The 20228-nt window shown below is 69.2% G+C and carries 20 protein-coding genes; 16 read left to right on the top strand and 4 right to left on the bottom strand.

What is annotated here, in order from left to right; genetic code table 11:
• Positions 1 to 45 precede the first annotated feature (45 nt).
• The 11 genes from AAID08_RS02370 to AAID08_RS02320 all read left to right on the top strand — a co-directional run bounded on the left by AAID08_RS02370 (position 46) and on the right by AAID08_RS02320 (position 12892).
• Positions 46 to 732 carry a heavy metal response regulator transcription factor gene (locus tag AAID08_RS02370; protein WP_064524889.1) on the top strand — a complete coding sequence of 229 codons (687 nt, stop codon included), beginning with the start codon at positions 46 to 48 and terminating at the stop codon, positions 730 to 732.
• Entirely contained in the window at positions 729 to 2129 is a 1401-nt protein-coding gene (locus AAID08_RS02365; protein ID WP_395757320.1) for a heavy metal sensor histidine kinase, read from the top strand. The genes AAID08_RS02370 and AAID08_RS02365 overlap by 4 nt, the downstream gene beginning before the upstream one ends.
• 74 nt (positions 2130 to 2203) lie before the next feature.
• On the top strand, positions 2204 to 2698 hold the full coding sequence (locus tag AAID08_RS02360; RefSeq protein WP_054503326.1) for a plastocyanin/azurin family copper-binding protein: 495 nt from the start codon (positions 2204 to 2206) through the stop codon (positions 2696 to 2698).
• An 18-nt stretch (positions 2699 to 2716) separates the two neighbouring features.
• Positions 2717 to 4513, top strand: coding sequence for a copper resistance system multicopper oxidase (locus AAID08_RS02355; RefSeq protein ID WP_395757319.1), 1797 nt, complete (start codon positions 2717 to 2719; stop codon positions 4511 to 4513).
• 18 nt (positions 4514 to 4531) lie between these two features.
• A complete protein-coding gene (locus tag AAID08_RS02350; RefSeq protein WP_395757318.1) occupies positions 4532 to 5545 on the top strand; it encodes a copper resistance protein B in 1014 nt (337 codons plus the stop codon).
• 18 nt (positions 5546 to 5563) lie between these two features.
• Positions 5564 to 6037 (top strand): DUF411 domain-containing protein, encoded by a 474-nt coding sequence (locus AAID08_RS02345; RefSeq protein WP_064524897.1) that lies wholly within the window; start codon positions 5564 to 5566, stop codon positions 6035 to 6037.
• A gap of 135 nt (positions 6038 to 6172) precedes the next feature.
• Positions 6173 to 7372, top strand: a complete 1200-nt coding sequence (gene serA / locus AAID08_RS02340; RefSeq protein WP_054503557.1) for a phosphoglycerate dehydrogenase — start codon at positions 6173 to 6175, stop codon at positions 7370 to 7372.
• Positions 7373 to 7548: 176 nt separating this feature from the next.
• A complete protein-coding gene (locus AAID08_RS02335; protein ID WP_054503558.1) occupies positions 7549 to 8073 on the top strand; it encodes a sigma-70 family RNA polymerase sigma factor in 525 nt (174 codons plus the stop codon).
• 2 nt (positions 8074 to 8075) lie between these two features.
• Entirely contained in the window at positions 8076 to 9080 is a 1005-nt protein-coding gene (locus AAID08_RS02330) for a FecR domain-containing protein (protein ID WP_054503559.1), read from the top strand.
• 186 nt (positions 9081 to 9266) lie between these two features.
• Positions 9267 to 11717 (top strand): TonB-dependent receptor, encoded by a 2451-nt coding sequence (locus AAID08_RS02325; protein ID WP_081273473.1) that lies wholly within the window; start codon positions 9267 to 9269, stop codon positions 11715 to 11717.
• On the top strand, positions 11717 to 12892 hold the full coding sequence (locus AAID08_RS02320; protein WP_064524900.1) for a PepSY domain-containing protein: 1176 nt from the start codon (positions 11717 to 11719) through the stop codon (positions 12890 to 12892). Before AAID08_RS02325 ends, AAID08_RS02320 begins: the two co-directional genes overlap by 1 nt.
• 31 nt (positions 12893 to 12923) lie before the next feature.
• Here the strand turns inward: AAID08_RS02320 and AAID08_RS02315 are convergent, their stop codons facing one another.
• Together AAID08_RS02315 and AAID08_RS02310 are read right to left on the bottom strand one after the other, a co-directional pair.
• Positions 12924 to 13532: an HD domain-containing protein gene (locus AAID08_RS02315; RefSeq protein ID WP_064524903.1), complete on the bottom strand. Its 609-nt coding sequence runs from the start codon at positions 13530 to 13532 to the stop codon at positions 12924 to 12926.
• 72 nt (positions 13533 to 13604) lie between these two features.
• Positions 13605 to 14480 (bottom strand): LysR substrate-binding domain-containing protein, encoded by an 876-nt coding sequence (locus AAID08_RS02310; protein WP_054503768.1) that lies wholly within the window; start codon positions 14478 to 14480, stop codon positions 13605 to 13607.
• 141 nt (positions 14481 to 14621) lie between these two features.
• Here AAID08_RS02310 and AAID08_RS02305 point away from each other — a divergent pair, with 141 nt between their 5' ends.
• From AAID08_RS02305 to AAID08_RS02290, 4 genes are read left to right on the top strand one after another with little or no spacing between them, the layout of a single operon-like run.
• Positions 14622 to 15053 (top strand): VOC family protein, encoded by a 432-nt coding sequence (locus tag AAID08_RS02305; RefSeq protein WP_054503561.1) that lies wholly within the window; start codon positions 14622 to 14624, stop codon positions 15051 to 15053.
• A gap of 24 nt (positions 15054 to 15077) precedes the next feature.
• On the top strand, positions 15078 to 15812 hold the full coding sequence (gene pxpB, locus AAID08_RS02300) for a 5-oxoprolinase subunit PxpB (RefSeq protein WP_064524906.1): 735 nt from the start codon (positions 15078 to 15080) through the stop codon (positions 15810 to 15812).
• Positions 15809 to 16810 carry a biotin-dependent carboxyltransferase family protein gene (locus tag AAID08_RS02295; protein WP_175143727.1) on the top strand — a complete coding sequence of 334 codons (1002 nt, stop codon included), beginning with the start codon at positions 15809 to 15811 and terminating at the stop codon, positions 16808 to 16810. The genes pxpB and AAID08_RS02295 overlap by 4 nt, the downstream gene beginning before the upstream one ends.
• 56 nt (positions 16811 to 16866) lie before the next feature.
• Positions 16867 to 17634, top strand: a complete 768-nt coding sequence (locus AAID08_RS02290; RefSeq protein WP_064524919.1) for a LamB/YcsF family protein — start codon at positions 16867 to 16869, stop codon at positions 17632 to 17634.
• 6 nt (positions 17635 to 17640) lie between these two features.
• Here the strand turns inward: AAID08_RS02290 and AAID08_RS02285 are convergent, their stop codons facing one another.
• A complete protein-coding gene (locus tag AAID08_RS02285; protein WP_081273474.1) occupies positions 17641 to 18342 on the bottom strand; it encodes a GntR family transcriptional regulator in 702 nt (233 codons plus the stop codon).
• Positions 18343 to 18451: 109 nt separating this feature from the next.
• Positions 18452 to 19090, bottom strand: coding sequence for a trimeric intracellular cation channel family protein (locus AAID08_RS02280; protein WP_054503565.1), 639 nt, complete (start codon positions 19088 to 19090; stop codon positions 18452 to 18454).
• Between the two features lie 232 nt (positions 19091 to 19322).
• On the opposite strand from AAID08_RS02280, the gene AAID08_RS02275 reads away from it, so the two are divergent.
• Positions 19323 to 20192, top strand: coding sequence for a universal stress protein (locus AAID08_RS02275; protein WP_395757317.1), 870 nt, complete (start codon positions 19323 to 19325; stop codon positions 20190 to 20192).
• Positions 20193 to 20228 lie beyond the last annotated feature (36 nt).

The following is a 20228-nucleotide window of genomic DNA, read 5'->3' as shown; positions in this document are numbered from 1 at the left end:
CAGGATCCGCGCCGCAATCGCGGCGCGGATGGTAAATTTCCCGCCATGCGCATCCTGGTCATCGAAGACGAACCCAAGCTGGCCGATTACCTCAAGAAAGGGTTGTCGGAGCAAAGCCACGTCGTCGACCTGGCGCGCGACGGCGTCAACGGCCTGCACCTGGCGCTGGAAGGCGCCCACGACCTGATCGTGCTGGACGTGATGCTGCCCGGCGTGGACGGCTTCGGCATCCTGGCCGCGGTGCGCGCCAACAAGGACACGCCGATCCTGATGCTGACCGCGCGCGACGCCGTCGAGGACCGCGTGCGCGGACTCGAAGGCGGCGCCGACGACTACCTGGTCAAGCCTTTCGCCTTCTCCGAGTTGCTGGCGCGCGTGCAGGCCCTGCTGCGGCGCGGCCGTTCGCAGGAGCCCACCGTGTTCCGCCTGGCCGACCTGGAACTGGACCTGGCGCGCCGCAAGGCCGCGCGCGGCGGCCGCCGCCTGGACCTGACCGCCAAGGAATTCAACCTGCTGGCCCTGCTGCTGCGGCGCCAGGGCCAGGTGCTGTCGCGCACCACGCTGGCCGAACAGGTCTGGGACATGAACTTCGACAGCGACACCAACGTCATCGACGTGGCCGTGCGGCGCCTGCGCAGCAAGCTGGACGACCCGTTCGAGGCCAAGCTGCTGCACACCGTGCGCGGCATGGGCTACGTGCTCGAATCGCGGCCGGAGCCGGCGCGCGAATGAAAGCGCCGCGCGTGCGCTCGATGCAGGCGCGCCTGACCCTGCTGCTGGGCGCCATCGCCCTGCTGGTCTCCAGCCTGGCCGGCGCCACCCTGTTCTGGGCCCTCAAGCGCGAGGTCGAACGCCAGGAGATCACCGAGGTCAGCGGCAAGCTGGAGCTCATCAACCACCTGATCGACATGCAGAACAACGCGCGCGGCCTGCACGACCTGGCCGCCACGTTCGACGACATGCGCACCGGCCAGAGCCAGCTAGGCATCTGGATCGTCGATGCGCAAGGCCATCCGGTCTACGGCGGCGATGCGCCCGAGACGCTGCAGACGCTGCCCGGCCGGCAGGTGCTGCTGCAACTGGCCGACGGCAGCCGCATGCGCGGCCTGCGCGTCGCGGTCGACGACCGCATCCTGCCGGGCGCGCACCTGACGGTGGCGGTCAGCACCCGCACCAGCTCGCAATTCCTGTACGCCTACGGCACGGCGCTGGCGTTGATCTGCGCGCTGTGGGTGGGCGCCACGGTGGTCCTGGCGGCCTGGGCCGTGCGCCGCAGCATGGCGCCCACCCGGCGGCTGTCGGAACAGGCCGCCCGCATCCAGCCCGACAACCTGGCCGTGCGCCTGCCGCTGCGCGACACCGACCGCGAGCTGCACGAGCTGGTGCTGTCGTTCAACCGCACGCTGGAGCGCCTGCAGGCCGCCTACCAGCAGATGGAAGGCTTCAACGCCGACGTCGCGCACGAGCTGCGCACGCCGCTGGCCACGCTGATCAACGGCACCCAGGTAACCCTGTCCAGCGGCCGCGACGCGGCCGAGCTGCGCGATGCGCTGGAATCCAACCTGGAGACGCTAGAAGACCTGAAGACGCTGGTCAACGACATGCTGTTCCTGGCGCGCGCCGACCGCGGCGAACGCGCCGCCGACCTGGCGCCGGTGTCGCTGGCCGCCGAGGCCCGGCGCGTCGCCGACTTCTACGAGGCGGCGCTGGAAGACAGGGGCGTCACGTTGCGTTGCGACGGCGACGCCGTCGTCGCCGCCAATCCCGGGCTGGTGCGCCGCGCGCTGGCCAACCTGATCTCCAACGCCATCAAGGCCACGCCGCGCGGCGGCGAGATCGTGCTGGCCTGCCAGCCGCAGCCGGCCGGCGCGCGGGTCGAGGTGCGCAACCCCGGCGCGCCGATCCCCGAGGCCGACCTGCCGCGCATCTTCGACCGCTTCTTCCGCTCGGGCCAGGCGCGCGCGCCGCGCAGCGAGGGCCACGGCCTGGGGCTGGCGATCGTGCGCGCCATCGCCCGCATGCACGGCGGCGAGGTCGATGCGGCCTCCGGCCCCGAGGGCACGGTGGTCGGCATCACCCTGCGCGGGCCCGCGCCCACGACCGTCGGCGCCAACATTACAAAGAAGTAATCTTCGCGACAGAACCGGGTCACCCCGGTTTTCCTAAAGTGCCTCCCATGGTCAACCCCCATCAAGGGAACAGCATGAACGGCACTTTGCTCCGCATCACCCAGATCACCGTCCTGGCCGCCCTGCTGGGCACCGGCACCGCCTTCGCGGCCGGCGCCCATGGCGAACACGCCGGCCACGCCATGCCGGCGGCCTCCGCCCCCATCGGCACGCCCGGCGACGCCGCCCGCGTCACCCGCAGCATCGACATCGACATGACCGACGCCATGCGCTTCACGCCCGCGCAGGTGCAGGTCAAGGCCGGCGAGACCGTGCGCTTCAACGTGCGCAACTCGGGCCGCATCCGCCATGAAATGGTGCTGGGCAGCGACGCCGACCTGCAGGCCCACTACGCCATGATGATGAAGGACCCCGGCATGCGCCACGAAGAGGCCAACGCCGTGTCGCTGGACGGCGGCAAGAGCGGCCAGATCGTCTGGAAGTTCGACCGCGCCGGCACCGTGTCCTTCGGCTGCCTGGAGCCCGGCCACTACGCCGCCGGCATGAAGGGCGCGGTGTCGGTCCAGTAATTCCGCCGCGGATCCGTCATGAAAGTCCTCCCCATTCCCGCCCGCCGCCGCTTCGTGCAGGGGCTGGCCGCCGGTGGCGCGCTCGCGGCGCTGGGCGGCTGGCGCGCCGCCGGCGCGGGCCAGCGCGCGGCGCAGGCCGCGGCCGCCGGGCCCGCCGAACTGCGCGGCACCGAATTCCACCTGGAGATCGGCGAGACGCCGGTCAACTACACCGGCGCGGCCCGCATCGCCACCACCGTCAATGGCCAGGTGCCGGCCCCGCTGCTGCGCTGGCGCGAGGGCGACACGGTCACGCTGCACGTCACCAACCGCCTGCGCGAACAGACCTCGATCCACTGGCACGGCATCCTGCTGCCCACGGAAATGGACGGCGTGCCGGGCCTGAGCTTCCCGGGCATCGATCCGGGCCAGACCTTCACCTACCGCTTCGACGTGCGCCAGAGCGGCACCTACTGGTATCACAGCCATTCGGGTTTCCAGGAGCAGACCGGCCTGTATGGCGCCATCGTCATCGACCCGAAGCGGCGCGACCCCATCGCCGCGGACCGCGACTACACCGTGCTGCTGTCGGACTGGACGGACGAAGACCCGATGCGGGTGTTCGACAAGCTCAAGGCCATGCCCGACTACTACAACCGCAACCAGCCCAGCGTCGAGAGCCTGATCCGCGAGGCCGGCGAGAAGGGGTGGCGGGCGGCGCTGTCCGAGCGCCTGATGTGGGAACGGATGCGCATGAACCCGTCCGACCTGGCGGACGTCTCCGGCGCCACGTACACCTTCCTGACCAACGGCGCGACGCCCGCCGGCAACTGGACCGGCCTGTTCAAGCCGGGTGAGCGCGTGCGGCTGCGCTTCATCAACGGCTCGGCCATGACGTACTTCGACGTGCGCATCCCCGGCCTGAAGATGACGGTGGTGGCGGCCGACGGCCAGGACGTGCGGCCGGTCGACGTGGAGGAATTCCGCATCGCCGTGGCCGAGACCTACGACGTGATCGTCGAACCCGCCGAAGACCGCGCCTACACCATCTTCTCGCAGGCCATGGACCGTTCCGGCTACGCCCGCGCCACCCTGGCGCCGCGCCCCGGCATGCAGGCCGAGGTGCCCGCGGTCGATCGCGCGCAGTTGCTCGGCATGATGGACATGGGCATGAAGCACGACATGGGCGGCATGGATCATGGCGCCGCGCCGAAGGCGACCACCGGCGCGATGGCCGGCATGAACCATGGCGCCATGCCCGGCATGGACCACGGCAGGTCCCACGGCGGCGGCGCGGACCAGGGCGGCATCGTCGAGGTCAGGCACCCCTATCCCGAGGAACGCGGCCCCGGCAATTCGATGCTGCCCGAAGTGGTCTCCACCCGCCTGGACGACCCCGGCATCGGCCTGCGCGACAACGGCCGCCGCGTGCTGACCTACGCCGACCTGCGCTCGATCCGCGAACCCGACGACAACCGCGCGCCGACCCGCGAGATCGAGCTGCACCTGACCTGCAACATGGAACGCTACATGTGGTCGTTCAACGGCGTGAAGTTCTCCGACGCCAGGCCCATCGTGCTGCGCCATGGCGAGCGCGTGCGCTTCGTGCTGGTCAACGACACCATGATGACCCACCCCATCCACCTGCACGGCCTGTGGAGCGACCTGGAATCGCCCGACGGCGCCTTCCAGGTGCGCAAGCACACCCTGTCGCTCAATCCGGCGCAGCGCCTGAGCTACCGCGTCAGCGCCGATGCGCGCGGCAACTGGGCCTACCACTGCCACCTGCTGTACCACATGGAGGCCGGCATGTTCAGGGCGGTCGTGGTGGAGTAGGCGATGAGAAACCGGACTATGCGCACTTCCCTTCCCCCGTTCCGCCATGCCGTGCTGGCCATCGCCCTGCTGGCGGCCCTGGCCAGCCAGCCGGCCCTCGGCCAGGCCACGGGCGACCACGCCGGCATGGATCATGGCTCGATGCCGGACATGAACCACGGCGGCGCCACGCCCCAGCCCGCGATGCCACCCGGCATGGACCATTCCTCCATGCCAGGCATGAATCACGACGGCGCCAAGCCACAGCCCGCGATGCCGCCCGCCATGGATCATTCCGCCATGCCCGGCATGGACCACGGCGCGCCCGCCGCCGCCCCGCCGGTCGGCAGCCTGCCGTCCAGCGACGGCGCCGGTCCGCGCGGCTACGACAGCTACGGCATCCATCCGCACATGATGGACAAGGACGCTTCATCGCGGCTGCTGTTCGACAAGTTCGGCCGGTCGCGCAACCGCGACGGCCAGAACGCGCTGGAATGGGATGGCCGCTTCTGGTGGGGCACCGCCACCGACCGGCTGGTGATCAAGAGCGAAGGCGCGCGCGAAAGCGGCGGCGGCTCCGAAGCCAAGGTCGAAGCCTTCTGGAGCCACGCCATCTCGCCGTTCTGGGACCTGCAACTGGGCGCGCGGCGCGACTTCGGCACCGGCCCCAAGCGCAACTGGGCCGCGCTCGGGATCGAGGGCGTGATGCCCTACAACATCGAGTTCGAGACCACCGCCTACGCCGGGCCGTCCGGCCGCACCGCGCTGGGCATGAAGGCCGAGTATGACCTGCTGCTTACCCAACGTCTGATTTTCACGCCCGAAATCGAGGCCAGCGCCTACGGCCGCAACGACCCCGAGCGCGGCATCGGCTCGGGCCTGTCCAGCGGTTCGCTGTCGCTGCGGCTGCGCTACGAGGTCACGCGCCAGTTCGCGCCCTACGTCGGGGTATCCTTTGAACGTAAGTTCGGCCGCACCGCGGACTATGCGTCCGCCGCCGGCCAAGGTCGCTCGCAGGCCGCCGTGCTGGCCGGCGTGAGCTTCTGGTTCTGATCTTTCTCGCGGAGACCCATGAAAACACCTCTCATCCCCGCCCGTCGCCTGCTGCTGGCGGCCGCGCTATCCCTGCCCCTGTACGCGCCGCTCCTCGCGCAGGCCCAGTCCGCGCCCAAGGTGCAGGTCTGGAAGACCCCCACCTGCGGCTGCTGTGAAGACTGGGTCAAGCACATGCGCGACAACGGCTTCGAGGTCACCACCCACGACGTGCAGGACACCGGCGCGGTGCGCCGCAACGCCGGCATGGCCGACTATGGCTCCTGCCACACGGCCGTGGTGGACGGCTATGCCATCGAGGGCCACGTGCCGGCCAGCGACGTGCGCCGCCTGCTGCTCGAAAAGCCCGATGCCGCCGGCCTGGCCGCCCCCGGCATGCCGCTGGGTTCACCCGGCATGGACGGCCCCGAATACGGCGGCCGCAAGACCCCGCATGATGTCCTGCTGGTGGACAAGCGCGGCGGCGCCAAGGTGTTCCAGGCGTATCGTTGAAGCACCGGGCCGGGGCAAGCCCCGGCCACCCGCCTGAAACAATTCATCCCCACCCGGGCAATGGGTACCTCTTGCACCGCAGCAAAAATGCGCCACAATAAATAAAACGCATTCTTCACCCGACCCCTGGCAGTCATGGCACACATCGTCCTGTTCGAGAACATCCACCCGAGCGCCCGCGCCGTCTTCGAAGCCGCCGGCTACACCGACATCGTCACGCATGCCGCGGCCCTGCCGCCGGCGCAGTTGCAGGACGCCCTGCGCGGCGCCCACGTCGCGGGCATCCGTTCTCGTACCCACCTGGATGCCGCCCTGCTGTCCGGCAGCCCCGACCTGCGCGTGGTCGGCTGCTTCTGCATCGGCACCAACCAGGTCGACCTCGACACCGCCATGCAGCGAGGCATCCCGGTGTTCAACGCGCCGTTCTCCAACACCCGCTCGGTCGCCGAGCTGGTGCTGGGCGAAGCCATCCTGCTGTTGCGCCGCATTCCCGAGAAGAACGCCCGCGTCCATCTCGGCCACTGGGACAAGAGCGCCGCCGGCGCCTTCGAGACCCGCGGCAAGACGCTCGGCATCGTCGGCTACGGCAACATCGGCTCGCAGATCAGCACGCTGGCCGAAAGCCTCGGCATGCGCGTCATCTACCACGACGTCGAAGCCAAGCTGCCGCTGGGCAACGCGCGTCCGGCCGGCTCGCTCAACGACCTGCTGGAACAGGCCGACGTGGTCACCCTGCACGTGCCCGGCGGCAAGTCGACCGAAAACATCATGAATGCGGAGACCATCGCGCGCATGCGCCGCGGCGCCATCCTCATCAACGCCTCGCGCGGCACCGTGGTCGACATCGACGCCCTGCACGCCGCGCTCAAGTCCGGCCACCTGGCGGGCGCCGCCCTCGATGTGTTCCCCACCGAACCCAAGGGCGCCGACGAACCCCTGGCCAGCCCGCTGATCGGCCTGCCCAACGTCATCCTGACTCCGCACATCGGCGGCAGCACGCAGGAATCGCAAGAGAACATCGGCCGCGAAGTGGCCGAGAAGCTGGTGCGCTTCCTGCAGGCCGGCACCACCAAGGGCGCGGTCAACTTCCCCGAGCTGCCCTACCTGGAGCCGGCCGGCGCCACCCGCATCCTGCACGTGCACCGCAACGCCCCCGGCGCGCTCGGCACGCTGGACAACCTGATGGCGCAGCACGGCCTGAACATCGTCAGCCAGACGCTGCAGACCAAGGGCCAGATCGGCTACGTGATCACCGACGTCGAAGGCCAGGTCGACGACCTGGTCATGACGACGCTGCGCGATCACCCGATCACGGTACGTTGCGACCGGCTGTAAAAGGCGCTCTGGACAAAAACAGGCCCGCTCGCGCGGGCCTTTTTCATGGGTCGCGGCGGCTGCGTCAGGCGGGCCGGGGTCTGCCGGCATTGCGCGACCTATCGGACTTCAGTTATAAACGATAACCATTCCTATCCATATTGAAATAGGCGTCCTCCCACGCCTGGGTCTGTCCGATGTCCGCCGCCGATCTCCCCGTGCAGCAAGACCTGTACGCTCTTTACAGCGATCATCACGGCTGGCTGCTGGGATGGCTGCGGCGCCGCCTCGGCAATGCGGCGGATGCCGCCGACCTGGCACACGACGCTTTCCTGCGCCTGATCGTCCGGCCCGCGCCCGATGGCTTCGCCAGCGCCGGCGCCGCCCGCGCCTACCTGCGCACCATGGCGCAGGGCCTGTGTACCGACCTCTGGCGCCGCCGACAGGTGGAACAGGCCTGGCTGGACAGCCTGGCCGCGCAGCCCGCTGCCTATGCGCCGTCGCCGGAGCACCAGGCGCTGGTCATCGAGACCCTGCTGGAAGTCGGCGAGTGGCTCGGCCGCCTGCCGGACAAAGCCCGCATGGCCTTTATCCAGGCACAGATACACGGGCTGTCCACCCGCGAGATCGCCGACCACATGAGCGTGTCACCGCGGATGGTGCAGAAGTACCTGGCCCAGGCCATGCTGCATCTGGCGCTGATCGACGCCGGGTTGAACTAGCCATGGCGGCAGCGATCCAGCCCGCACCGCCCCTTCCGGTCCGGGCGGATTATGAAAGCCTGAAGGTCGCGGCCGAATGGTACGCGCGCCTGCAGAACGCCGATACCAGCGCGCAACAACGCCTCGCCTGGCAGCATTGGCTCGACGCACGCCCCGAACACCGCAGTGCGTGGGCACACGTCGAGGCCGTGAGCCGCCGCTTCGCCGTGCTACGCCTGGATGGCGAGCGCGACGCCGCCGAGCAAGCCGTGCAGATCGCCTCGCGGCGGCCTTCCACCCGCCGCCGGGCGGCAGGCCGCATCCTCGCCCTGGGTGGCGTCGGCGTGCTGGGCTGGCTGGGTTGGCGCTTCACGCCCCTGCCCGGGGTCGTGACCGCTTGGCGCTCCGACTACGCCACGGGTATCGGCGAGCAACGCCAACTGGTCCTGGCCGACGACACCCGCGTCTGGCTCAACACCCGCAGCGCCATCAACGTACGCCTGGACCCGACGCAGCGCCTGGTGGCGCTGGCCGGCGGCGAGATCCTGATCGACACCGCCAAGGACGCGCGGCAACGCCCGTTCTTCGTCGACACCCGCCTCGGCCGGCTGCAGGCCCTCGGCACCCGCTTCACGGTCAGGCAGGCCGACGACGACATCCTGCTGGCGGTCTACGGGGGTCAGGTGCGGATCCACACCCTCTCCGGGCAGGAAGCGCTGGTACGCAGCGGCGAACAGGCGCGCTACCGCGCCGACGCGATCTCCGAGGCCGTGCCGGCCGATCCGGCCCGCGAGGCCTGGTCCCGCGGCGTGATCCTGGCCGAAAACCTGTCGCTGGCCGATCTGGTGGCGGAACTGGGCCGCTATCACCGCGGCTACACGGGCGTGGACCCCCGCATCGCCGGCCTGCGCGTGGTGGGCCGCTATCCCGCCAACGACCTGCCGCGCGCGCTGGCGATGCTCGAGCGCGAATTGCCGGTCCGCATCCAGCGCACCTTGCCATGGTGGGTGACGCTCGAACCGAAATAAGGTTCTCAAAAAAATTCACGCCAAGGTTCGCTTTTCCGCTGCTCGTCCGATCAACAGGGAAAGAGGACCGCGCAAACCCGTGCCGCGTCCCGGCCGCCCGGCCCGCCCCGGGCAGCCAGACGGCGCCCCGCGCGCGCAAGCCGCGGCCCTCTCCTTGCCCATCCCTGCTCCAAGGAAGACCGCTCCATGCGCCGCCCGCAACACCCCGCCCGTCCCGGGCCGTCCACTCCCTCATCGCCCCAGCCCGTTGCCCTCCAGCGCGTATTGCGCAAGACCGTGCTCGGCGCGCTCCTGATGACCGCGCTGGCCCCGGCGGCCCATGCCCAGGACGCGACCCGCGCCGTCAGCGCCACTCATGCGTATGACGTGCCCGCGGGCCCACTGGCGGGCGCCCTGAGCCGCTTTGCCGAACAGGCCAACATCCTACTCAGCGTGCCGGCCGACATGACCGCCGGCAAGACCAGCCCCGGCGTGCGCGGCGCCCACAACGTCGACAGCGCGTTCCGCGCCCTGCTCGCCAACACCGGCCTGGAAGCCGTGCGCCGGGCCGAGGGCGGCTACGCGCTGCGGCCCGCCCCGGCGACATCCGCCACCACCACCCTGCCCGCCGTGGTGGTGAGCGGCGCCAGTGCCTCGGCGCTGCCCGAGGCGTACGCGGGCGGCGACGTGGCGCGCGGCGCGCGCATCGGCCTGCTGGGCAACCGTGACTTCCTGGACACCCCGTTCAGCGCGACGTCGTACACGGCCAAGCTGATCGAAGACCAGCAGGCGCAGAACATTGGCGACGTACTGGTCAACGACCCTTCGGTCCGCAACACCTATTCGCGCGGCGCGGGTCGCGACGAATTCAATGTCCGCGGCTTCACGCTGTTCAACTACGACGTCGCCTACAACGGCCTGTACGGCATCTCGCCGCGCAACGCCACGTCATTGATCGGCATCGAACGCGTCGAGGTGCTGCGTGGACCCAATGCGCTGCTCAATGGCATGGCCCCGTTCGGCTCGATCGGCGGCTCCATCAACCTGGTGCCCAAGCGCGCGGGTGATGAACCGCTTAACCGCATGACGCTGTCGTACATCGAGAACAACCAGTTCGGCGCGCAGGCGGATATCGCCCGCCGCTTCGGCGAGGACGAGCGCACCGGCGTGCGGCTGAACGTGCTGCGCAGCGGCGGCGACATGAACATCTCCGGCGCCGGCGAAGACCTGGGTGCCGTCTCGCTCGGCCTAGACTATCGCGGCAACCGCTTGCGCATCGATGGCGACATCAACTACCAGAACCGCGTGACCGATGCCCGCAGCGGCCTGCTGTTCCCACCCGGCGGCGGCCAGGAAATCGGCCGGGCGCCGGACCCAAAGCGCAACTTCTTCCCCGACTGGACCTACTGGAAGGCCAAGGAATGGAGCGGCGACGTCCGCGCCGAGTATGACCTTTCCGATGACTGGACCGTCTATGGCGCGCTGGGCGCCCGCAAGCACGACTTCGAAAGCCTGCAAACCACCTGGCTGATGCTCGACTCGGCCGGCCGCATCGGATCCGTGCCCGCCCGCCTCAACGAACGGCTGCTAAGCAAGACCGGCGAGGTCGGCATCCGCGGCCGCTTCGATACCGGCCCGGTCAAGCACGAGCCGACGCTGTCCGCCAGCTTCCTCGACATCGACTATTCATCGGCGCGGGTGCGCTCGTCCACGGTGTTCTCGGACCTGTACGATCCCGTCGACCTGGCCAAGCCGAACATCGCCAGGCCCACCGACCTGGGCAAGACGAGCGAAACGCGGCTGTACAGCGTGGCGCTGGCCGATACGCTGTCCGTGATGGACGACGCGGTGCAATTGACCGCCGGCCTGCGCCAGCAGCGCGTCCAGTCGGTCAACTACAACCCGGCCACCGGCGACCGAACCTCGGACTACGGCAAGTCGGCCGTCACGCCAGCCATCGCGCTCGTGGTCAAACCGACCCGGCGCCTGTCGCTGTACGGCAACTACATCGAAGGCCTGAGCCAGGGCGGCACGGCGCCAGCGGAAGCCGTGAACGCCGGCGAGACCTTCAAGCCCGACGTCTCCAAGCAGTACGAGATCGGCGCCAAGTACGACTTCGGCACGGTCGCGGCGACCTTGAGCGCGTTCCAGATCGAGCAACCCAGCGCCTACGTCGACCCGGATACCCTGCGCTACCAGGCCGACGGCCGGCAGCGCAACCGCGGCGTCGAATTCCTGCTGCAGGGAGAACTGATGCCGCGCGTGCGCCTGCTGGGCGGCGTGGCGTACACCAATGGCGTGCTGACCAAGACCGAAGGCGGCCTGAACGATGGCCGCACCGCGCCAGCGGTGCCGCGCTGGCAGTTCAACGCGGCGGCGGAATGGGACACGCCGTTCGTACAGGGCCTTACCCTGACCGCACGCATGCTGCGCACCAGCACCCAGTACGTGGACGCGGCCAACACCCAGCAACTGCCCGGCTGGACCCGTTTCGACGTGGGCGCGCGCTACGCCATGAACATCAACCGCACGCCGGTGACGTTGCGGGCGACGGTGGAAAACGTGTTCAACAAGCACTACTGGCAATCGGCCGCGCGCGAAGGGCTGACGGTTGCCGCGCCGCGCACCCTGCTGCTGTCCGTGACCGCGGAATTCTAGTGCGGCCGCAAGCCCGCGCCACGCCCGGCGCGCGACCGCCGGCGTCCCCATCGCGGCGCGCGCCGGCGGGGCGCGGCAAAGCCTGGTATCGGATCCACAAATGGTCCAGCCTGGCCTGTACGCTGTTCCTGCTGGTGGTCTGCCTCTCGGGCCTGCCATTGATCTTCGATGAAGAGATCGTGACCTGGCTCGACCCCTCTCCGCCCTGGCCCACGCTCGCGCCGGGCACGCCGGCGCCATCGCTCGACGCCATCATCGATGCGGCGCGGGCGCGCCATCGCGCGCACCGGGTCGTCGACGTGGAAGTGTTGCGCGATCCGCCCCGCGTCACGCTCGGGCTCGCCCCCGGGCCACAGGCCGCCGCCGGGACGCCGTCGCTGCGCCTGGAGTTCGATGCGCGCGACGGCACCCCGCGAGCCGCCATCGCCGACTCGGACGAAGGGCTGGGCAGCCGCATCGTGACGCTCATGACGCGCCTGCACATCGATCTCTATGGCGGTTTGCCCGGTCAGTTGTTCCTGGGCGCCATGGCCCTGCTGTTCTCGCTGGCGGTGATATCGGGCGTGGCGCTGTATCACCCGTACATGAAAAAACTGCCCTTCGGCACCGTCCGCGCCCACCGCGCGCGCCGCCTGAAATGGCTGGACCTGCACAACCTGCTGGGCATCGTTACCGTGGCCTGGGCGCTGATGATGGGCCTGACCGGCGCCCTGCACGAACTGGCGGTTCCCTTCTTCCGCCATTGGCTGTCGAACGAGGTCCAGGTCGCGATTTCGCCCCGGATCGATACCCCCCCGGCCAGCGCCACGGCCTGGGCCTCGGTGCAGCAGGCCTATGCCACCGCGCGGGCCGCCGTGCCGGGCAGGCAGGTCGAATCGCTGCGCTTTCCCGATGCCAGCCTGGGCCTGCCCCGCCACTATCTGCTGTGGGCCAAAGGTGACACCGCTCTCGGCGCGCACCTGTTCGACGCCGTCCTGGTCGATGCCCCCACGGGCAAGCTGACTGCAGTCCTGGACATGCCCTGGTATCTGCGCGCCCTGCAGTTCTCGCGGCCGCTGCACTATGGCGACACCGCCGGCCTGCCGCTCAAACTGATCTGGGCCGCGCTCGACCTGATCATGATCGTGATCCTTGGAAGCGGCCTCTATCTCTGGCGCCGGCGCGCCGGGCAATAGCGACTTCCAGCCGTGGGCCCCGGCGGCCGGCTCAATCCGCCGCGTCGCGCGCCGCCGGCGCACTTCCCGCGAAATGCGCCGCCACCCATCGTTCACAGACGTCCCACAATCGCGGCGCGCCACGCTGGATCACCGGACCGTAGCGAGCCAGCACCTGCTCGCGCGACACGCCGTTCTCGGTCCAGGTACCGCCGCCCGTGAACACGTTGATCAGCAGCGGCTGGAAGCGGTCCAGCGCCTTGGCGAAGCGCGCGTCCTCGCTCTCGGCCTGCTCGAATTCGCGCCACAGCGCCAGGAACTCTTCGCCCTGTGGCGGGGGCAGCAAGCCGAACAGCCGTTCGGCCGCCTTGTCCTCCTGCTCGGCCTGCCACGCCGCCGACGAACCGCCATGGATCGGATGGTCGCCGACGTCGATCTCGACCACGTCGTGCAGCAGCAGCATCCGCATGACCCGCTGGGTATCCACCGGACCGCTGGCGTATTCACTCAGCACCAGCGCGTACAGCGCCAGGTGCCAGGAGTGCTCGGCGGAATTCTCCTTGCGGCTGCGGTCCAGCAGCGGCGATTGCCGGACGACGGTCTTGAGCCGGTCGATTTCGCGGAGGAATTGCAGCTGTTTTTCCAGTGAGGTCGATGCCATGGTGTCCTGCGTGGGTGGCGGTCCTGGCGCGAATGCCGATCGCGTTCCCGACACTGTACCCCCCTGACAGGCTCAGGGCGCCAACGTGGCCCCCGCCGCCCGCGCCAGGCACTCGGCCATCTTGCCGCGGACGCTGCCGGCGTCGAACGGCAACCGCCCGATGAGGCCGATCTCGCGATGAAACGCCGCATCGCCCAGCGACACCAGCCGCAGGCCATCCGTATCCAGGCCGCGCAAGCGCGGCAGCAGCGCCACGCCCAGTCCGTGGCGCACCATGTTGGCGATGGCCTCGATCTCGTCCAGCTCCACGGCCTCGTGCACCGTGATGCGCTGCTTCTTCAGGAACAGGTCCACCACGCGCCCGCCGAACGACGCGCGGTCGTAGCGGATGAAGGGCTGCGACGCCAACACCTCGCGCCACGGCGCCAACGCCATCGCGGCCGGCATGGCCAGCACCACTTCCTCGCGCAGCAACGGCTGCCAGCCCAATTCCGGCGGCAGCGCGAACGGCGGCCGGATCAGCAGCGCCATGTCGACCTCGCCGGCGTCGACCTGCCCCAGCAGCGACAGCGACACCCCTGGCACGATGCGCACCCGCACGTCGGGATAGCCGGCGCGGAACTCGCCCAGCGCCCGCACCAGCAGGTCCTGCTGCACCGACGCGATGGCGCCGATGCGCAGCGAGCCGCTGACATGGCCGGCCCCGGCCGAGGACGCCATGCGCTCGGCCATGGCCACCAGTTCCTCGGCCTGCGGCAGCATCTCGCGGCCATGGTCGTTCAGCACGGCGGCGCGCGCGCTGCGGTCGAACAGCGCCACGCCCAGGTAGTCTTCCAGGCGCTTGATCTGGGCGCTGACCGCGGACTGGGTCAGGCCCAACTGAGCGCCCGCCCCGGTGAAGGTGCCGTCGCGCGCCACGGCGATGAAGGTCTTGAATTCTTTGATCACGATCAATATTTTCGATGCTAAGACACAAAAAATATCGTTTTTCAATCAAAAAAACAATTCATAAACTATCGACTCCGGACACGCCCCGATGGTGACGGTCCGCATTCTGAATTACCTTTTCCGCCTTATCCGGAGCTTTTCATGACCGCTCAAACCAACCTGCCGCCGTTCCACCTGGCCTTCCCGGTCCGCGACCTGGCCGAAGCCCGCGCCTTCTACGGCGAAAAGCTGGGCTGTCCGGAGGGCCGCAGCTCGCCCGACTGGATCGACTTCAACTTCTACGGCCACCAGATCGTCGCCCACCTGGCCCCCAGCGAGTGCGGCCACAAGGCCACCAGCGCGGTCGATTCGCACAATGTGCCCGTGCGCCATTTCGGCGCGGTGCTTTCCATGGAACAATGGGAAGCCATGGCCAAGCGCCTGACCGATGCCGGCACCGAGTTCGTCATCGAGCCCTACATCCGCTTCAAGGGCGAAGTCGGCGAACAGGCCACCATGTTCTTCCTGGACCCGTCGGGCAACGCGCTGGAATTCAAGGCGTTCAAGAACCTGGATTCGTTGTTCGCCAAGTAATCCGTCTCTACAGGTTTCGTGCCGTTGAACGCTACATCAGACACTTCTTCTCCGGCCGAAACCGCCTGGCGCATCCAGCCCCAGGGCGACCGCTGCCTGATCGTCTCTTTCGGTGACCAGATCGACGCCGCCATCGGCCGCACCTGCCTGGCGGCGGCGCGCAAGCTGCGCGACGCCGGCCTGCCGGGCGTGACCGACGTGGTGCCATCGTTCGTGGCGGTGGCGGTGCATTACCGGCCCGACGGCCTGGGCAACGGTCCCACCTACGCCGACCTGGCCGCGCGCATCGAGGCACTGCTGGGCGACGGCATCCAGGCCGACGCCGCCGCCGGCCGCGAGGTCGACGTGCCGGTCTGCTACGGCGGCGAGCACGGGCCCGACCTCGACGACGTCGCCCGCGCCGCCGGCCTGACCCCCGACGACGTCATCGCGCTGCACAGCGGGCCGCGTAGCATGGTGTTCATGCTGGGCTTCGCCCCCGGCCACGCCTACCTGGGCGTGCACGACGAAAAACTGAACCTGCCGCGGCGCGCCTCGCCGCGCACCGCCGTGCCGCCCGGCGCGGTGGCCATCGCCAACCGCCAGACCGTGATCTACCCCAACCGCCTGCCCGGCGGCTGGCACATCATTGGCGCCACCCCGCTGACCATGTTCGACCCCGCGCGCGACCCCGCCGCCTATTTGCAACCGGGCGACTCGGTGCGCTTCGTGCCCATCACCCCCGATGAATTCGAACGCCTGCGGGAGGGCCGGCCGTGAGCCTCACCGTCATCAAGCCGGGCATGCTGTCCAGCTTCCAGAACCGCGGCCGCGAGGGCTACCAGCACCAGGGCATCCCGGCCGCCGGCGCCATGGACGAACGCGCCCATCGCCTGGCCAACGCGCTCGCCGGCAACACCGGCGATCCCGCCACGCTGGAAATGACCCTGACCGGCCCGACGCTGCGCTTCGACGCGCCGGCCTGCTTCGCGCTGGCGGGCGCCGACCTGGGCGCCACGCTCAACGGTCAGGACATCCCCCAGCACCGGCCGCTGGTCGCCCGCGCCGGCGACACGCTGGCCTTTGGCGCGCGGCCAGCCAACGGCGTGCGCGCCTATCTGGCGGTGCACGGCGGCTTTGCGTTGGCGCCGGTGATGGGCAGCGAAACCACCTATCTGCGCAGCGGCTTCGGCGGCTTCGAAGGCCGCGCGCTGGCCAAGGGCGACCAGGTCGGCCTGCGCCACACGCTTGCCGGCCGCGACCTCGATGCGTTGCAAAAGGCCCTGTGGGACCTGCGCATCTACCTGCCCGGCGCGCTCGGCAACAAGCAACGCGACACCATCCGCTTCCTGCCCGGCATGCAGTGGCAGGAATTCTCCGAAGCCTCCCGCCATGCCTTCGGCGGCGCGGAATTCCGCATCAGCCCGCAGTCCGACCGCATGGGCTACCGCCTGCAGGGCCCGGCGCTGTCCATGAGCCAGCCGCGCCAGATGCTGTCGGAGGCCGCCAGTTTCGGCACCGTGCAGGTGCCCTCTGGCGGCGAGGCCATCATTCTCATGGCCGACCGTCAGACCACCGGGGGCTACCCCAAGATCGCGCAGATCGCCACCGTCGACCTGCCCTTGCTAGCGCAGTATGCGCCGGGACGCGCGCTGCGGTTCGCCATGATCGAACTCGACGAGGCGCAACGCCTGGACGGCGAGCGCGAACGCGCCTTCGCCCAGTTGCTGGACGCGCTGGCGCCGCTGCGCGCGCTGCTGGGACCTGGCCACCCGTGAGGCCAGCTCGCACGCGCCCCCCGAATAACAGCCCGAACCTCCACAGGAACCTCATCATGAGCACAAGCATCGACCTGAACTGCGACATGGGCGAAAGCTATGGCGCCTGGAGCATGGGTAACGACGCCGCGGTGCTGGCCTTCGTCAGCTCGGCCAACATTGCCTGCGGCTTTCATGGCGGCGATCCCGCCACCATGCGCAAGACCGTGGCCGCCGCCCTCAAGCAAGGCGTGGCGCTGGGCGCGCACCCCAGCCTGCACGACCTGGTCGGCTTCGGCCGCCGCGCGATTCCGATCACGCCGGACGAGGCCTACGACATCACGGTCTACCAGATCGGTGCGCTGGCCGGCGTGGCCGCCTCGCAAGGCGCGCGGCTGCACCACGTCAAGGCGCATGGCGCGCTCTACAACATGGCCGCCAAGGACGAGGGCCTGGCGCGCGCCATCTGCCAGGCGGTCAAGGACGTCGACGCCTCGCTGCTCCTGTACGGGCTGGCCGGTAGCAAGCTGGTCGACGCCGCGCGCGCCATCGGGTTGGCGGCGGCCAACGAGGTCTTCGCCGACCGTTCCTACCAGGACGACGGCTCGCTCACGCCGCGCACCCGCGCCGGCGCCATGATCGAGGATGTCGACCAGGCGGTCGCGCAAGTGGTGCGCATGGTCCGGGAAGGCAAGGTGCGTTCGGTCGACGGCAAGGACGTGCCCGTGCAGGCCGACACGCTCTGTATCCACGGCGACCAGCCCAATGCGCTGGTGTTCGCCCGCGCCATCCGCGAAGCGCTAGAACGGGCCGGCATCGCCGTGCGCACGCCGGCGCGCGGCTAAGCCGCCCTAGCCGCGCCCGAAGCGCGGCGCCGACTCTTCCGCATCCTGCTGCGAGGCCTCGTGGTAGGCCCGCAGGATGCCTGGCAGCACATCGATCACGTAGTTGCGCGTCAGCTCGGCGGCGCGGTCGAAATCGCGCTTGTCCAGCGCCTGCGTGATGCCCTGGGTGTAGGTCTGCAGGTTGTTCGACGCCATCGTCTGCCGGGCCAGCAGGTAGCGCAGCGGCTCGACCTGCTCGTACAGCTTGGTCAGCACGTCCGCCAGCGGCGCATTGCCGGTGAAACGGGCGCCGGCCAGGTAGAACTCGCGCAGCGCGGCGATATAGGCGCGCACGTCGCGCTTGGCCATGGCGGCGGCGATCGCCTCGTCATAGCTGCGCAGCTCGGCCACCAGGGGCGAGATGTCGTCGATCTCGGCAACCTGGCGGATGCAATAGGCTTCCAGTTCCGCGCGCAACTTGTAGAGGTGGCGGATCTGGGTCTCGGAATACAGGGTGACCCGGAAGCCCTTGCGCTGGACATGCGTCACCAGGCCGCTCAGTTCCAGCAGACGCAGCGCTTCCCGGATGGGACTGCGGCTGGTGCCGAAACGCTGCTCCAGTTCCTGTTCCCGCAACGGCTGCCCGGGCCTGATAGTGCCATCCACTATCAACTCACGAATCTGTTCCTGTAGGAAGTACGGAATCGTGGCGGGCGCTTTGACGTCCAATCGGCTCCCCTTGTACTGCGTGATGCAAGTATTGCGACAGCGACAAGATACTAGAAATTTATTGAAACACAAATAGGAAAATTGTTGCAGGAAATCGCGCGCGGTCCGCTCAGTGCCAGTCGTCCCGATAGACAAACTTCGGCATCTGCCAATTGAAGCGCAGGGCCAGCAGGCGCAGCGCCAGACCGACCGCCAGCGCCACGGGCACTGCCGCGTTGGCCGGCATTCCCAGAGCCTGCGCGCCCAGGTAGAGCCCGCCGGTCACCACCGACACGCTGGCGTACAGTTCCTTGCGGAACAGCAGCGGCACCTCGTTGCAGAGCACGTCGCGCAATACCCCGCCGGCGCAGCCGGTGATCATGCCGCTGATCAGCACGACCGTGATCGGCAGTTGCATCAGTTGCGCCACCTGGCAGCCGATGACCGTGAACGCCACCAGGCCCAGCGCGTCCGCCAGCAGGAACACGCTGCGCAGACGCCGCATCACCGGCGCGATCAGGGCGGTCAGCAAGGCCGCGCCCGCCGTCATCCACAGGTATTCGGGATGCACCACCCAGGTCAGCGGATAGTGGCCCAGCAGCACGTCGCGCAGCGAGCCTCCGCCCAGCGCGGTGACGCAGGCGATGATGCAGACGCCCATCCAGTCCATGTCGCGCCGGCCGGCCGATAGCGCCGCCGTCATCGCTTCGGCCACGATGGCGACCAGGTACAGGGTGTGCAGCAGGGCAGGAGAAAGGTCGTAGAACATGAAACAGGTGGGCGATGGACGAAGCCGCGGCGCGGCAGGCCCCATTGTATTGACAGCCCACGGCCCGGGCGATTGCTCCCCGCCGGATCCTCCCTTACCCTGGAAGCGCGTTGATATCGGTCAAGCCCCTGTCCATGCCCCGGCGGGACAATGGGGATGTGCCCGCAAGGGCGATTTCGGCCACCGGCGGGCTAGCGGGAGCCACCGGCGGGCCCCATATCGGGAGAAACGTATGTCGCAACAACCTGGCCCCATCCTACTGGCCACGGACCTCAGCGCGCGGGGCGATCGCGCCCTCGATCGCGCGCTGCAACTGGCCAAGGAACTCGATACCAAGCTGGTCGTGCTGCACGTGATGGAAAGTCACGGCGTGTCGCCGCGCCTGACCACGCCGGTCTGGCGCCGCCTGGCCGCCGACCACAAGGCGGTGGCCGAACGCGAGCTGGCCGAGGACCTCGCCAACGCCGGCGTCGCCACCGAAGTCGTGGTGGTCTCGGGTGATCCGCTGGCGCGCATCATGGAAACCGCCGACAGCTTCGGCTGCTCGCTGATCATCGCCGGCATCGCCCGCGACGAGACCCTCGGCCGTCTGCTGCTGGGCACCACGGTAGAGAAGCTGGCGCGCCAGGCGCGCCAGCCGGTGCTGGTGGTCAAGAACCGGCCGCGCAAGCCGTACCGCGACGTGCTGGTGGCTACCGACTTCTCGGCCGGCTCGCGCCGGGCGCTGCGCGCCGCACTGCAACTGGTGCCCAACGCCGACCTGACGCTGTTCCATGCCTACGATGTGCCGTTCCAGGGCAAGAACGTGCCGGACGATGCGGTGACCCGCAGCTTTTATCACGCGGCCGAGCAGAGCTCGCGCGAATTCATCGCCGAAACGCCGGAACTGGCCAACGTGGCGCCGCCCAAGGTGGTGCTGGAATGCGGCCAGCCGGAGACGGTGCTGTCGGAATACTCGTTCAACCACCGTTCCGACCTGGTCGTCACGGGCACCCATGGCCGCACCGGCCTGCTGCGCACGGCCATCGGCAGCGTTGCCGAGCGCCTGCTGGAAGCCCTGCCGAGCGACGTGCTGATCGTGCGCCTGACCGAAGAGGCGTAACCCCCGCCCTGGCGCCGGGCCCAGGCGGGCCCGGCG

It is taken from the genome of Achromobacter sp. EB05 (assembly GCF_044232075.1).
GTDB classification, from domain to species: Bacteria; Pseudomonadota; Gammaproteobacteria; order Burkholderiales; family Burkholderiaceae_B; genus Achromobacter; species Achromobacter dolens.
The sequence above is the reverse complement of the archived record's forward strand: the minus strand, read 5'-3'. Positions and strand labels throughout refer to the sequence as shown.